The sequence below is a fragment of the Dehalococcoidales bacterium genome (assembly GCA_028716225.1).
GTDB lineage: Bacteria > Chloroflexota > Dehalococcoidia > Dehalococcoidales > UBA5760 > UBA5760.
In genome coordinates, this window is the sequence record JAQUQE010000006.1 from 1 (window position 1) to 14,156 (window position 14,156).

General features: G+C 52.9%; 16 protein-coding genes and 1 tRNA gene. 13 read left to right on the plus strand and 4 right to left on the minus strand.

The window, feature by feature from the left end:
- Positions 1-145 precede the first annotated feature (145 nt).
- From PHI12_05180 to PHI12_05190, 3 genes are all read left to right on the plus strand, one after another.
- Positions 146-222 (plus strand) — tRNA-Arg (locus PHI12_05180).
- Between the two features lie 242 nt (positions 223-464).
- Positions 465-1,295 carry a carbon-nitrogen hydrolase family protein gene (locus PHI12_05185; GenBank protein MDD5510182.1) on the plus strand — a complete coding sequence of 277 codons (831 nt, stop codon included), beginning with the start codon at positions 465-467 and terminating at the stop codon, positions 1,293-1,295.
- Between the two features lie 136 nt (positions 1,296-1,431).
- A complete protein-coding gene (locus PHI12_05190; protein ID MDD5510183.1) occupies positions 1,432-1,839 on the plus strand; it encodes a DNA-binding protein in 408 nt (135 codons plus the stop codon).
- 58 nt (positions 1,840-1,897) lie between these two features.
- Here the strand turns inward: PHI12_05190 and PHI12_05195 are convergent, their stop codons facing one another.
- Positions 1,898-2,785: a universal stress protein gene (locus PHI12_05195; GenBank protein MDD5510184.1), complete on the minus strand. Its 888-nt coding sequence runs from the start codon at positions 2,783-2,785 to the stop codon at positions 1,898-1,900.
- 218 nt (positions 2,786-3,003) lie between these two features.
- On the opposite strand from PHI12_05195, the gene PHI12_05200 reads away from it, so the two are divergent.
- The 10 genes from PHI12_05200 to PHI12_05245 all read left to right on the plus strand — a co-directional run bounded on the left by PHI12_05200 (position 3,004) and on the right by PHI12_05245 (position 11,375).
- Complete coding sequence (locus PHI12_05200) at positions 3,004-3,987, plus strand: ATP-binding cassette domain-containing protein (GenBank protein ID MDD5510185.1); 984 nt, start codon at positions 3,004-3,006, stop codon at positions 3,985-3,987.
- Between the two features lie 8 nt (positions 3,988-3,995).
- Positions 3,996-4,784, plus strand: a complete 789-nt coding sequence (locus tag PHI12_05205; protein MDD5510186.1) for an ABC transporter permease — start codon at positions 3,996-3,998, stop codon at positions 4,782-4,784.
- 28 nt (positions 4,785-4,812) lie between these two features.
- Entirely contained in the window at positions 4,813-6,618 is a 1,806-nt protein-coding gene (locus tag PHI12_05210; GenBank protein ID MDD5510187.1) for a class I adenylate-forming enzyme family protein, read from the plus strand.
- Positions 6,619-6,713: 95 nt separating this feature from the next.
- Entirely contained in the window at positions 6,714-7,367 is a 654-nt protein-coding gene (locus PHI12_05215) for a 50S ribosomal protein L25 (protein ID MDD5510188.1), read from the plus strand.
- A gap of 122 nt (positions 7,368-7,489) precedes the next feature.
- The gene (xerD, locus tag PHI12_05220) at positions 7,490-8,392 is read left to right on the plus strand and encodes a site-specific tyrosine recombinase XerD (GenBank protein ID MDD5510189.1); all 903 of its coding nucleotides are present in this window, start codon (positions 7,490-7,492) and stop codon (positions 8,390-8,392) included.
- A gap of 15 nt (positions 8,393-8,407) precedes the next feature.
- Complete coding sequence (locus tag PHI12_05225; protein MDD5510190.1) at positions 8,408-8,683, plus strand: hypothetical protein; 276 nt, start codon at positions 8,408-8,410, stop codon at positions 8,681-8,683.
- 24 nt (positions 8,684-8,707) lie between these two features.
- Positions 8,708-9,346, plus strand: a complete 639-nt coding sequence (locus tag PHI12_05230; protein MDD5510191.1) for a protein-L-isoaspartate(D-aspartate) O-methyltransferase — start codon at positions 8,708-8,710, stop codon at positions 9,344-9,346.
- Between the two features lie 83 nt (positions 9,347-9,429).
- Positions 9,430-9,978 (plus strand): nitroreductase family protein, encoded by a 549-nt coding sequence (locus tag PHI12_05235; protein ID MDD5510192.1) that lies wholly within the window; start codon positions 9,430-9,432, stop codon positions 9,976-9,978.
- A gap of 78 nt (positions 9,979-10,056) precedes the next feature.
- Positions 10,057-10,542 (plus strand): hypothetical protein, encoded by a 486-nt coding sequence (locus PHI12_05240; GenBank protein ID MDD5510193.1) that lies wholly within the window; start codon positions 10,057-10,059, stop codon positions 10,540-10,542.
- Positions 10,539-11,375 carry a transglutaminase domain-containing protein gene (locus PHI12_05245; GenBank protein ID MDD5510194.1) on the plus strand — a complete coding sequence of 279 codons (837 nt, stop codon included), beginning with the start codon at positions 10,539-10,541 and terminating at the stop codon, positions 11,373-11,375. Before PHI12_05240 ends, PHI12_05245 begins: the two co-directional genes overlap by 4 nt.
- A gap of 115 nt (positions 11,376-11,490) precedes the next feature.
- Here the strand turns inward: PHI12_05245 and PHI12_05250 are convergent, their stop codons facing one another.
- The 3 genes from PHI12_05250 to PHI12_05260 are packed head-to-tail and all read right to left on the minus strand — an operon-like array spanning position 11,491 to position 14,090.
- Complete coding sequence (locus PHI12_05250; protein MDD5510195.1) at positions 11,491-13,251, minus strand: aldehyde dehydrogenase family protein; 1,761 nt, start codon at positions 13,249-13,251, stop codon at positions 11,491-11,493.
- 25 nt (positions 13,252-13,276) lie between these two features.
- Positions 13,277-13,708, minus strand: coding sequence for an ATP-binding protein (locus tag PHI12_05255; protein ID MDD5510196.1), 432 nt, complete (start codon positions 13,706-13,708; stop codon positions 13,277-13,279).
- 37 nt (positions 13,709-13,745) lie between these two features.
- Entirely contained in the window at positions 13,746-14,090 is a 345-nt protein-coding gene (locus PHI12_05260) for an STAS domain-containing protein (protein MDD5510197.1), read from the minus strand.
- Positions 14,091-14,156: the final 66 nt, after the last annotated feature.

Genomic DNA, 14,156 nt, shown 5'->3' on the forward strand with positions numbered 1-14,156 from the left:
GTAGCCTTTACAATGGACGTCTATAGCCATATAATAAGCGGGATGCAAGAGGATGCTATGGCGCTGTTGGACGAAGTGCTGCCCGCGGGGGTAAATAGAAAATCCGTCGCCAATTTGTCGCCAACTTTGCAGAAATTAGCTTCAAGCCCCTGTAGCTCAGGTGGATAGAGCAGCGGTTTCCTAAACCGCGTGTCGCGCGTTCGAGTCGCGCCAGGGGCGCCACTTTTTGAAGCTGAACTGATATCCGGAACACTTTATACCAGAGGAAAGCGCCCTTGAATGGCAGTTGTGTTGTAGCGATATTCCTCTCTCTCCGCACCAGGAAGTACCTCAAGCTTTACGGGCAATAACAAGATACGATAAAAGAGTTCCCGAAATTAGGAGGGTTCCTCATGAAGTGTGACTTGCTATCGGTCTTTATACGTTATAGGCTATGATTTATGACTGATAGTGGAGGTAGCGTCATGCGTGACAAGACAGAAATTGCAGCAGTTCAGATGGAGCCCAAGATAATGAGGAACCCGGAGAATCTCGAAGAAATAACGGCTAGAATGAGGGTGGCTGCCGGTAGCGGCGCTGAGTTGATTGTGTTTCCCGAGTGTGCCTTAACCGGCTACGTTTTTGCCAGCCGCAAGGAAGCTCTACCTTACTTGGAGACGGTTCCCGGCCCAAGCACAATGAAGCTGGAAGAGTGCTGCCGTGAACTAGGCGTGTACGCAGTTGTTGGTCTTTTGGAAACGAAGGGAAACAAATACTTTAATACTGCCGCTCTTATTGGACCGGAAGGGCTTATCGGGAGATACAGAAAGGTACATCTCCCATATCTGGGCATTGACCGATTTCTCGACCCCGGCGACGAGCCTTTTAAAGTGTATCAGACCGATATAGGCAATATCGGCATATTCATCTGCTACGACTGTAATTTTCCAGAAAGCGCCCGTGTTATGGCATTAATGGGTGCAGATATTCTGGTACTACCGACAAACTGGCCTGAGGGCCGGGAAAGAATTCCCCAATATGTCGTTCCCACTCGAGCTCTTGAGAATAGGGTGCATCTTGTGGCAGTAAACCGTATTGGTAGTGAGCGCGGTACCGGATTTATCGGCCAGAGTAAGATTATCAATTCCCGGGGAGACACACTAGCACAGGCCGGCAATAAAGCCGAGATCCTGTACGGTAAAGTCAGTCTGGCCGAATCAAGAGAAAAACGCGTTATTTTCAAGCCCGGTGAGTTTGAGGTGGACTACATTAAAGACAGGCGGCCGGAGTTTTATGACCGGATTACCAGGACTTAGAATATCCGTAATGTCACTTTCCACCGGAAAGTGCACCAGGCCAACTCATTGATGAGAGCGACCCGGTGCCGTTAGTAGAAATTGTTCATGTGTGTTTGTTAAAATGTGACGGTAAATATGGAGAGCAGGAGACTAGTTGTTCAAGAAGATTCACGTATTCAGAGTGAAACCTGAGCAGGAGCTGCTCACCGAGATAGTCCGTTACTGTAATGACCACGGCCTATACTCAGGCCTGGTTCTCGGTATTATCGGGTCAGTACAAAGAGCCCGCCTCAACTTCCTGATGGAGTTGCCCGGTCAATACGACAGCGTGGAATACACCGGTCCGTTAGAGATCGTCTGCGCCCAGGGTTCGATAGCCCTGAAAAATAATGAGCCCGTTATCCACATACATATATTGCTCTCCGGGAAAGACATCTGCCGGGGAGGACATCTTGCTGAGGCAGAGGTTTTCTCCACTGCAGAAGTAAGCATCGGGGAAATTGACTACAAACTCCAGCGGCAATATGACAATTATACCGGACTTAATGAGTTACTCCACTAAGAAGTAATCGGGTTCTTTGCCATTTTCTTTAGAATAAATAACCTGAGTCTAGCCAAAACTAGAGGGGTCGGGCCAGAAGTATCGGACCGGAGATCCCGCTCACGACCTTCATAGCAACGCTACCCAATACCCAGCGACTAAGTCCGGAGCGGGCGTGGGTCGACATCACGACCAGACTAAAGGGAATGGCGCCGGCATAGTCGACAATCTGTTCCGCAGGCTCGCCGGTAAGCACCCGGGACTGCACACTAAGGCCGACTTTTCTAAGCCGTTCTTCTACTCTAGCCAGGTACTTCTCAATCGCCTCCCGCGTCTCAGGTATGTTGCTGAAGTAATGGTCAGACATAACCGGAGACTCAACAACCCTGAGCAGGACTACTTCCACCATCTCAACGCCGCTCTGCTCCGCCAGCGCTTTGACATGGGGAAGTACCGCCTCAGCCAACTCCGAGCCATCCAGCGGTACCACTACCGTCTTCTTGGGCCACATATCATAGGTAACATCCCCGGGCCCCCGCGCCGGAACCAGCCAAACGGGCACCTTGGAGGCATGGAGCACCTTATCCGCCACACTGCCGATAGCCCAGCGTTTGAAACCGGAGCGGCCGTGAGTCGCCATCAGAATCAGGTCGATACTATTTTCATCGGCATAACGGAGGATTTCTTCAGCAGGGTAACCGGAGGCAAGCTCTCCCCGCACCTCTACCTCTTCCTTCACCGGCTTAACTGCCGACTTTTTCCATACCTCTTTTGCCTGACCTTTGATGACCTCTGCCTTATGCTCAATATAATCCCGATGCAGAGGGACCAACTCTCTTTCCTCCGGCTTACAAACGTGAAGCAGTACTACATCCAGACCCAGACTGCCAACGAGCCCTTTGACATAAGGTAAAACTACCTCGGAAAGCTCCGAGCCATCCAGCGTGACCAGCATCCTGCGGTACACTCTTACACCTCCGACTAGAGCCGTTGCTATGATATGATATGTTACCCATCAGGGTATGTCAATAAAGGATGGCCGCTAACTGCTCCTACACAAAGGTAAGCCCGAAGTGTTAGAATAGCATAAGGCAGGTCGGTACCCGGCCAGAGTCTGCTACCGGCAGCGGCTAAGACAACCTCTGAGTCAAATGCTACCAGCCAGGAACTATTCCAGGGAGAAAGATGGGCGATTACATCATAGAAGTAAAAAACCTGGCCAAAAAATTCGACGATCTGGTGGCGGTAGACCATATCAACTTCCAGGTAGCACAGGGAGAGCTATTCGGCTTCCTGGGTCCAAACGGAGCCGGCAAGACCACTACCATCAACATCCTGTGCACACTATCCAAACCAACCTCGGGGCAGGCTATCGTTAACGGCTTCGACGTGGTACGGCAGCAGAGTCAGGTGCGCCAGTCAATCGGTCTGGTCTTTCAGGATCCCAGTCTTGATGAGCGGCTCAGCGGACTACAGAACCTGCGCTTTCACGCCATGGTCTATAACGTACCTGCCTCAATCCGCGAGAAACGGATTGAAGAAGTGCTTAAGATCATGGAGCTCTGGGACAAGCGCCACCACGACGTACGCACCTACTCGGGAGGTATGAAGCGCCGCCTTGAACTGGCCAGGGGGCTACTCCATTACCCCAAGGTGCTGTTCCTTGATGAGCCCACCATAGGGCTTGACCCTCAGACACGTAACCGCCTCTGGGAATATATCCTGGAGCTAAAGCAGCGGGAAGGAACCACCATCTTCCTGACCACACACTACATGGACGAAGCGGATAAAGCGGATCGCATTGCCGTTATGGACTACGGGAAAATCGTGGCTATGGACACTCCCGAGGAGCTAAAGCGCAAGGTAGGCAGGGACGTCATCACCGTGAAAACGGACGACAACACGAAGGCCGCCGAAGAAATCGAGACCCGCTACCAGATTGAGGTGAGACAGGATAATGATGAACTGGTCTTTGCCGTAGAGCACGGCGAGAAGTTTCTGCCCAAATTTATTAGAGAATTCGGCACCAAGATACTAAGCGTCAGCCTGCGCCACCCGAGCCTGGACGATGTCTTCCTCAAGCTCACCGGCCGGGAAATTCGCGAGGAGGAAGTGAGTGACACATTCAAGGCTATGGTCCGCCAGCACGGCCGCCACATGCGGCACTAGAGGAAGCAATGAATAATCTACGGGGAATCTATACCATCTGGTACCGCGATATACTGCGCTTCTGGCACGATAGGATACGCCTGGTGGGAGCTATCTTTTTACCACTTCTCTTTCTCTTTGTCTTCGGCAGCGGTTTCGGCGGCATGATGGGCAACCTCGGCTCAGGGGTAAACTTTGCCCAGTTCATCTTCCCCGGCATCATCGGTATGACGGTAATGATGAGTTCCTTTATGGCCGGCGTTTCGGTAGTCTGGGACCGGGAGTTCGGCTTCTTAAAAGAGGTACTGGTGGCCCCGATTAACCGCGCCTCGGTAGCGATGGGGAAAACACTGGGCGCCGCCACGGTAGCGATGATACAGGGTTCAATTATTATGCTGTTTGCTCCGCTAATCGGGGTCGCACTCACTACGGCGACTGCAGCCGCCATGCTGCCCATGATGTTCCTGCTGGCAATTACCATGGGTGCCTTCGGCGTCCTGCTGGCAACCCGCATCAGGTCGATGGAGGCGTTTCAGGTAGTAACACAGATGCTGCTGTTTCCTATGATATTCCTCTCCGGGGTATTCGTACCGCTGGACAAAGCACCGGCCTGGCTGAGTGTCCTGACCAAGATTAACCCGGCCACCTACGGAATCACCGGTATCCGCCAGGTAGCCCTGGGGGAGACATCGGGAACCGCCTTCGGGGTCAACCTGTTCGGAAAGACGCTGTCTCTCTGGAATAATGTCGGCATACTGGCAGCCATCGGAGCCGTTATGATTCTGCTGGCGATGTGGTCTTTCCGCAATCAGGAATAATCCGCAGGACAGGAAAGGAAATAGACAGGTGCACAAAGATAGTACCGAATCCGATAGAAAGCACCTCTACCTACTTTCTACCGGTGATCCTATCATCTCCCTGGCTCCCTTTCCCTCCCCGCTGGAAGAATACCGCGCCGCCTTTATCGAGCGGGAGTACCCTTTCCTTAACTACTACACCTTTGAGAAAGGGGGCATAGGGAAACTGAGCCTCTCCAGAGGAGAGTTCTGGGATCTCGCCCGATCAGCAGCCTACTGCCTAAGCCGGCTGGGCATAGAAAAAGGCGACCGGGTGGTCCACTGCTTCTCTGCCAACAGCCTCCATGATCTTGCCTTCAGGCTGGCCGCAGTACTGGTGGGGAGCGTACCGGTTACCATCAACTGGCAGGCTGATGATAACGAACGCATCTGTTATAAAGCAAATGTAACCGGGGCAAAGCTGCTGGTATACGATCATGGTTTCAATAAACGGGTAGCAGAATTCAGGCCGGAACTACCCGGGGTATCCTTCCTGCCGACCACACAGATCGAGCGCTCCGAACCTGTCTCCGGCTGGAGCTCGCCAACACTCGACTACGAAGATGAACGGATAATCGTCTTTACATCAGGTACCACCGCCAGACCCAAGGGGGTCAGCCTGCCCCACCGGAGCTACCTAGCCAACCGGCTTACCTTCGAGAAGTGGCTCGGCATGTCGGAAGATACTGACCTGGACCTGCTGCTGGTCAACCCCTTACACCATGCCAACTCAACCGCTCTATCGGACTGGGGTATGCGCCGCCCCCGGGCCATCATACACCTAGTGGAACGCTACTCGACACAGTACTGGAGGATACTGACGGAAGCCGCCGAAAGGAAGCGGGGCATACTATTTGCCGCCCTGGTCTCCCGTCACATAGACTTCCTGGAGTCCCTGGTCAGTACAGCAAGGCTGCCGGTCGCGGAAGACAGACTAAAAGAGGCGCTAGCTCAAACCGATATTATGATCGGCTCGGCACCGGTGGGGCCGAAAACGGTAAAGCAGGTACTCAACTTCAGCGGATACCTGCCGCGTGTCCGCTTCGGTTCAACGGAGACCTGCCTCGAGGTAGTGGCGACCCCCATGACGCTAGCGCCGGAGGCGTTACTGGAGTCATTTGAGGCAGGCTGGTCACACCGGTACCGGGGTGAAGCAATCACCGGCTACTACATCGGGAGGGAACATTACCCCTTTACCAGGGTCAAGGTGGTGAAGTCTATCGATACGGAGGCGGAGGACTACATGCGGCAGTGTGAAACCGGCGAACCGGGCTATCTGATCACACAGGGAGCAAATACCATGAACGGATATGTAGCTGATGCTGAAGCCACGGAGTCCGTATTACGGGAAGGGTGGTATGTCGGCCTGAAAGATATCGCCTTTGCCTTAAGGAATAAAAGTGATGGTGAACCGGACTACTACTGGATGTCACGTGATTCCGAGCTGCTTATCCGTGGCGGCGTCAATTATGCCTATGACCAGGTAGCCGCCGAACTGAACCGATTTCTGACCGCTAACTTCCAGATGCCGGCCGGGGAATTCCAGCTGGCGGTAGTTGGGCTCAGGCTGGAGAGCGAGCATGAGGACAGCTGCTGCGTAACGATAGAACTGGGCGAAGAGGTAGTTCACCGCGAAGCAGAGCTGAAGGCTGACTTTCTCGAAAAGGCCTACCAGACGGTCAGCAAGGGCAGCCGCCCCGACTACCTGCGCTTCGCCCCGATCCCCCGTAACTTTAAGGGATCTATCCTCTATCCCCTCTTAAAGCAGGATTTCTTAAAATCAGTAAAACAGGACGCCGTTTTCCACCGCCGGTAATATCAAAGAACTTCAAATGCCAGACAGGCCGACATTGTAAAATTGATTTCCCCAGTTAATCTCTGCTTAAATAGAGGGTACAGAAGGAGGTAATAATGGAGGGTATCGCACTAAAGGCTGCCACCAGAGATATATCGGGTAAGAAGACCAGGTTCCTGCGCCGCGAGGGCATCACCCCGACCCACCTCTTTGGTCATAATCTTAAATCACTGGCTCTGCAGTGTAACACCAATGAACTCAAGCGAGTTATCGGTCAGGTCGGGACGACCACACTCTTTAACCTGGGCATTGACGGCGAAAAACGCACCAGAAAGGTACTCATTCGGGAGATCCAAACCGACCCGTTGGGTAGACAAATCCTGCATGTTGACTTCTATCAGATAAAAATGACGGAGAAGCTGAAGGTTGAGGTCCCCCTCGCTCTTAGTGGAGAAGCACCGGCGATGAAGATAAAGGGCCGCTCGCTGCAACATGCCCTTAACATCCTGAACATCGAGTGCCTTCCTGACAAGCTCCCCCACGAAATAGAGGTTGACCTAAGCCTCCTCACCGAATTGGGACAGAGCATCCACGTCAAAGACCTGAAACTGAGTGCGGATATCACCGTCAGCAACGACCCCGAACAGTTGATCGTCAAGGTCATTGAAACAGCAGCGGCGAGGGCAGAAGAAGGGGAAGAAGAGGAAGTTCCTGCGGCTGGAGAAACCACACCTCCGGAAGCAGGGCCGGAAGAGAACACGGCTGAGTAAGCTGGCAACTCCAAACGTCCCTCAAGATCGGCGGCTAACGCCCTTGATTGTGTTATGTTAATATGTTATGTTAAAGAGACCTATATTATAGAGACTTTAGAGCCTGATATGCGGGAGGTGTCATGAAAGAGGCTATCAGCAGTTTTCTTGCCTATCTCACCGTAGAGAAGGGCTTCTCCTCAAACACGATAGCTGCCTATAGAAATGACCTGGAGCAACTGGCCGAATTTGCCAGTGAGGAGGCGGCTAAGAGCAGTTCTCTGCCATCGTGGGCCAGCTTCGGCCGAGAGGGCATGCTCAGGTACCTGCTAAACCTCAAGGAGAGGAACTATGCCGCCACTACCATCGCCCGCAAGGTGGCCGCACTAAGGTCTTTCTTTAACTTCATGAAGGCGGAAGGCACCGTCAAAGACAACCCCTCACAGAACGTCGGTTCACCCAAGGTGGGACGGTCGCTACCCAAGCCTATCTCCATCAGCGAGGTCCACCGCCTGCTGGAACAACCGGCCAAACAATCCAGACCGGAAGCGAAAAGGGACATAGCAATACTGCAGCTACTTTATGCCAGCGGGATGAGGGTAAGCGAGCTGGTATCACTAGACCTGGATAACATTGATGTCGAGGAGGGTTCTGTGCGCTGTCTGGGCAAGGGGCACAAAGAGCGCATCATCCCTATCCACCAGCGGGCCGCCCAGGCGATTAAGGAATACGTAAAAGAGGCCCGCCCTAACCTGGTACATCGAGAGGAGACGGCCCTGTTTGTTAACGCCCGCGGCGAGAGGCTGACCAGACAGGGGCTCTGGCAGATACTCAAAGAATACGCCAGAGCAGCCGGACTGGCAAACATCACTCCTCATACCCTGAGGCACAGCTTTGCCACTCATATGCTGAGCGGGGGAGCTGACCTGAGGTCGGTCCAGGAACTTCTCGGTCATGCTAATATTTCAACAACACAGGTCTACACCCACCTGACTACCGAGCATATCCGCCGCACCTATGAAAAATCACATCCAAGGGCTAAATAGAGGGGGAGGTTATCGATGCCCAGTAAATCACGGCACAACCGGGGGAAGCATTCTTTTCAGAGTAAAAAAAATAAGGGCAAGCGAATTACCCCCGTTGCGGTAGCTCAAGAGCAGACAACCTCGCCAGCCGAGCCGACGGCTACCCCTACGCGGATAACGACACCTCGGCCGACTGCGCCCACCACAGCAACGACCAGCCACCCCCATATTACCGCCGAGCTACGCCGGATTGGTATCCTGGCCGGCATCATGCTGGCGGTTCTGGTGGTATTAGCTTTTACCCTACCCTAAAACCCTGCCACGGTAGGTATCGGCATGGACTTTACCCAAGCCAGAGCCAGACTAATCGCTCACCTCGGCAGTGAAATCAGTGACCGGCGGGTACTAGCGGCCATGGCCCGCGTTCCGCGGGAGCTTTTTGTACCCCCGGAGGAACGCCTCTCCGCCTACGGAGACATGCCGCTGCCAATCGGTCTGGATCAGACGATATCGCAGCCGCTGATCATTGCCGTGATGACGGAGGCCCTGGAACTTAAGGGTAAGGAAAAGGTGCTGGAAGTAGGCACCGGCAGCGGTTATCAGGCGGCCATTCTCGCCGAACTAGCTCATCTCGTAATTACTGTAGAGCGCCTCCCTTCGCTGGCAGAAACGGCCCGGAAGACCCTGAACAGTCTGGGCTACAAAAATATTGAGATCCACCTGGCCGAAGAGACCCTGGGTTACCAGGACAAGGCTCCCTATGACGCCATTATGGTCACCGCAGCCGCTCCCGAGATACCCGATGATCTTCTCTCACAGCTGAACGTCGGAGGGCGGATGGTAATCCCGGTAGGCTCGCGCTACATGCAGGAGCTCTATAAGATTACCCGGCGGAAGAAGGGTGACCTGGTTCAAAACCTGGGCGGTTGTCGATTCGTACCCCTCATCGGCAAGAACGCCTGGGAGAAAGAATAACCCGGTAGCTCAAGCTTCATTCCGACCGGAAAGATTATAATGGTATAATGCCATTCAAGGTACAAAGAAGATAGGGGGAAGGCATGGAAACTCAGGAAGCAATAAGGTCCCGCAGAAGCATCCGTAGCTACCAGGTTACCGAGGTGGATGACAAGACTCTGGAGTTTGTTCTGGAAGCAGCCCGCCAGGCCCCATCCTGGGACAATACTCAGTGCTGGCAGTTTATTGTAGTGAGGGATACTGACAGCCGGAACAAGCTGGCCGATATGCTGCCCCGGAACAACTCCGCCGCCAGAGGCATCAGAGAAGCACCAGTGGTAATCGTAGCCTGCGCCGAGCTGGGTAAAGCCGGCTATTTGGGCGGAAGGCTGTCTTCCGATAAGGATGACTGGTATATGTTTGACGTGGCACTGGCAATGCAGAACCTGGTACTGACGGCCCAATCACTCGGGCTGGGTACGGTTTATATCGGCTGGTTTGATGAAGAAAAGGCAACCAGATTCCTTGGCATCCCCGAGGGCTATTCTATAGTGGCGATGACCCCGCTGGGTTACCCCGCCCAGCATCCCAGGCCAAGACCGAGGAAAAAGCTTACCGAGATCGTCTCCTACGAAAAATTCGGCCACAGATAATAGGGTATGGTTCCGGGCAAGCTATGGTGCCCCGGGACTAATCCTGAAACCACCCTGAACCAATTAGGAGGGCGCAATATGTATCAATTAGGTCTAGCTACTCCCTACTGGCTGATAGTTTTGATGTGGGTGGGTAGAATTGTGGTGTTAGTCGCCATCTGCTCCCTGCTCGCCTGGCTCGGTATCAGGGCCCTGGATGCCCTGACCCCCGAGATCAAGGAGCGTGAACACATCGGAGAAAGCCCGCTGGCCACCGGGTTGTTCATCGCCGGCTTCTTTATCCTGGTCGGACTGGTTATCCACGGCGCGGCTACCGCATACACCGCTGTCGGTATTTCCCCGCTGGGTTTTATCTTCGACTTCAGGACCTGGGGGTTGGTCGCCATCAGCTTCGCCATCAGCCTGCTAATCGGACTGGCGCTGCTACGTATTGTGGATAAACTGACCCCAAAGATACCATTTCTGAACATCACTAAAAACCCGAACGCAGTGGGCATCTACGTCTTCGGCTACCTCATATTCTTCGGACTGATACTCCACGCCGCTCTGACAACACCACTATGAAAAAGACCGGGATTGCTATCATTGCGGCATCGCTACTACTGGTCGGGTTAGCCACCTCGCAACAGGTGTGGGCAATGCCCTCGGCCGACTTCAACGAGACGAGCGGCGATGTCTTTGACGAATGGGGGATATACCGGACCAGGGCCTTCGGTAAAGACGGCTTCTACCAGCTGTCGGAGACTACCTTCCGCCCTGTGATAGCCTTTGAGAGCCTGGGCAAGGAATTAGACCGGGCCTACCGTCTGGGCGAGCATATGGCCGCCGAGTACCCGGACCGGATAGAGCGGGCAGAAGCGATATTTCATTTCGTCCGCGACCAGGTAGTTTATACTCCGGATATCGACCAGTTCCAATACGATGAGTTCGCCCAGAACGCCGACGAGCTCGCCATTACCATCGACCAGTACGGGGTTGCTTACGGCGACTGCGAGGACAGTGCCGTGCTGCTGGCTGTGATGTACCGTGGCGCCGGCCTACGCTCGGCAATAGCCCTCGGCGAGGGGCATACCGCCGCCCTGGTCTATCTGCCCGATTATAAAAAGGCAACCGCGGTTTTCGAACTGGACGGCGAAGTGGGGTGGCTCTGGGCAGAAGCGACCGGAAAGAACAACCCGCTGGGCTGGGTGCCCAAGGAATTCACCGGCACCGGCTTAGCCGCCTACGAAATAGGCGAGGAGGAAGTTTACTCGCAGGAACCGACCGTACCGTCAACCGCAGTCGCTCCTATGACTGAGCCTGAACCTTCCTCATTCCGCCCTCCCCTCTTCCTCATCGTCTTAGGGATTCTCTTGCTGGCCTCACTGCTCCGGCGGAGAAGGCAGCGGGGCCGCTAGCGAAGTTAAGGCATATAATGCCGGCAAAATGGCTTTGTATCACTAAGCGTACGTCCCGTACGCAGACCTATGACACTGTTTTTCGCCAGCAGTCTACTCCGTAATCGAGCCAACCTTAAAAACACTGCGACAATCTCTTGATATTCAACAGGTGAGTATAAGTAACGTTATCGGTTGTCGAGGTATGACCAAAGGTGCCGCAACCGAGAGTAAAGGAAGGGGTCAGTCCGGAACCTATACCGACACACCCGTATGACGCAGGCACGTTTACCAAAAGACGGCTGGCATCGATCTCTTGCCCGAACTTCTTCATCAATTCACGGTTCTGCGTGTATATCACGGCCGTATGACCAAGCCCCTGATTCTCCAGTATCCGTTTGCACAGCTGCAGACCAGCTTCTTCATCCTCAACGGTAAATAGAGAAAGAATAGGAGCCAGCTTTTCATGAGCATAGGGACCTTTAAGCTCATCGGTTCTGACCGGCACGACAATCAAACGGATATCCTTATCCTTGCCAATCCCGGCCCGGTCAGCTATGTACTGGGCAGATTTGCCGACCAACTCTCTTTTCAGGGTTCCGGTATCAACATCAAAAGTCACCGGCGTGAAGCGGGTCTTTTCGTCTGCCGTTAATACGGCCGCACCATTTGCCTCCAGGTGATGAATAAATTCATCCCGAACTTTGGCAACCACCACCAGATTGTTCTCGGAACCGCATATTACGCCGTTATCGAATGATTTACTCTTAATGACATTTTGAGCAGATTTAGCGACATCGGCATCGGCACAAATCAACACCGGAGCGTTACCTGAGCCGACTCCTATCGCCGGGGTGCCGGAGCTATAGGCAGCTTTGACCATGCTGGAGCCGCCGGTAGCGAGAATCATAGAAACACCGGGGTGATTCATAAACATGACAGTTTTTTGCCGGCTGCTCCTTTTTAAGACAGGCTGTACCAGATCCACGGGTGCACCGTGCTTTTCCAGAACGCCACGAATGATATCGCAGGTCTTCTTACCTACACCCAGCGCATCACGATGACAGCTTAAGATAAGTGAATTTCGTCCTTTTAGACAAATCAATGTTTTGAAAACAATTGTCGATACGGGATTGGTTACCGGAATCAGACCGAAGACAACCCCTACCGGACAGGCAATATCATGAACCCGGGCCTCTTTATCACTGAGATAGCCGGCGGCAGGACGACCCGATATCGCCTGACATACATCCAGGCTGGCAAAACGGATCTTGGTAACTTTGTCAGCGACAATACCCATTTTGGTCTCAGCGACTGTATCCGTGGCTAATTGCTCGGCATTGTCAGCGACAGCCCGTGCAATTTCACCTAGTAAAGCATCCACCCTGTCCTGCGTCCACGAAGCAAACTGCTTCAGTGCCTTGGTGGCACGAGCCACGATCTCGTTAGTGTCCTGGTCTACGTCTCCTGCGAAAATGTAGCCCGCCACTTTATCATTGGCTACCCTGAGTTTCTCAATCAGGTTCTGGCCCATAGTAGTGGCTATGGTTAAAGCTATTCTGGGGTATTGCCTACATATCTCATCATAGCTCTGTTTAGAGAAATAACGGGCTTTGACATCGGTATGGGCATAGGCAGTAGCCTCGCGCGGCTTATTATCAATCAGACTGAACTCGCCCACGAAAACGATGGGCTCCAAGAAGCCTATCACGCTGTCGGTATCTGTCTCGGTATTCCTTACTTCAAGACGAACCGTACCCTCGTCAATGATGTAACAACCTTCGCCCTTGTCTCCCTGATGCATAATGCAGGTATTCTTGGGAAATTGCACCGGCTCGAGATACTTTTCCAAGACGCCGCCAAGCTCATCGGCCTTAAGTATGTTCAGAAATGACATTATTAATATACTCCCTAAGTATTTATTACACGCCTGTTCGAGTGATACTTTTTCTCATAGTGAGGCAGTTCCCGGCTGCGCTGTCAAAGCTATAGCTAACCTCATCCATCAGCTTCTTCATAAAATATATCCCCAGACCGCCAATCCTCCTTTTATCAAGGTCAGCCTCTAAATCCGGCGGCGGGATCGTATCCGGGTCGAAGGGTTTTCCATTATCATTCACACTGACAACCAGACTATCTCCAATCAACTCCATTTCCAGCCTGATAAGGCCGGTTTTCTGCCCGTAGGCATACTTTATTACATTGGTGCAGGCTTCGTCCACCGCAAGCTGAACTCTATAGACACTGGCGGGATCAGCAGCAAACCTTTCCAGTACTTCGTCGACAAAATTTGCAATGACAGGCAGGTTCTCCAACTTACTGTCAATCTCAAGCTCAAATCGTGCTTTTTTCATCTTAAGGCCCTTTATATTTATGCTGTTCTTTGAGCCTCTATTTTTCTTGCTTGTAGCTGTTGATAGCTTCCTCCGCCTTATCAAACATCTTGAAGAGCTGGGTAAATCCTGATATTTCAAATATCTCCTTGACGTAGGGCTGGAGGCCTGTCAATATGATATCCCCCTGCTGCTCCCTGGCCTTCTTTAATGACCCGAGTAATACTCTTAATCCGGAACTGCTGATGTAATCCAGCTGGCCGAGGTCAACCACCAGACGCACCTTTTCTGCAGCAACCAACGAGTCCAATTTTCGCTCAATATCACTGGCCGCATACGCATCAAGCCGACCGCCCAAAGCGATTACATTTACCCCCCCGGCAGTTCTTTCTGAAACCTCCATTATCAATGTCCCCCTTACATATAGATTACTCTGCTGATGTGCCTGATTATATTCTTTTCGCCACCG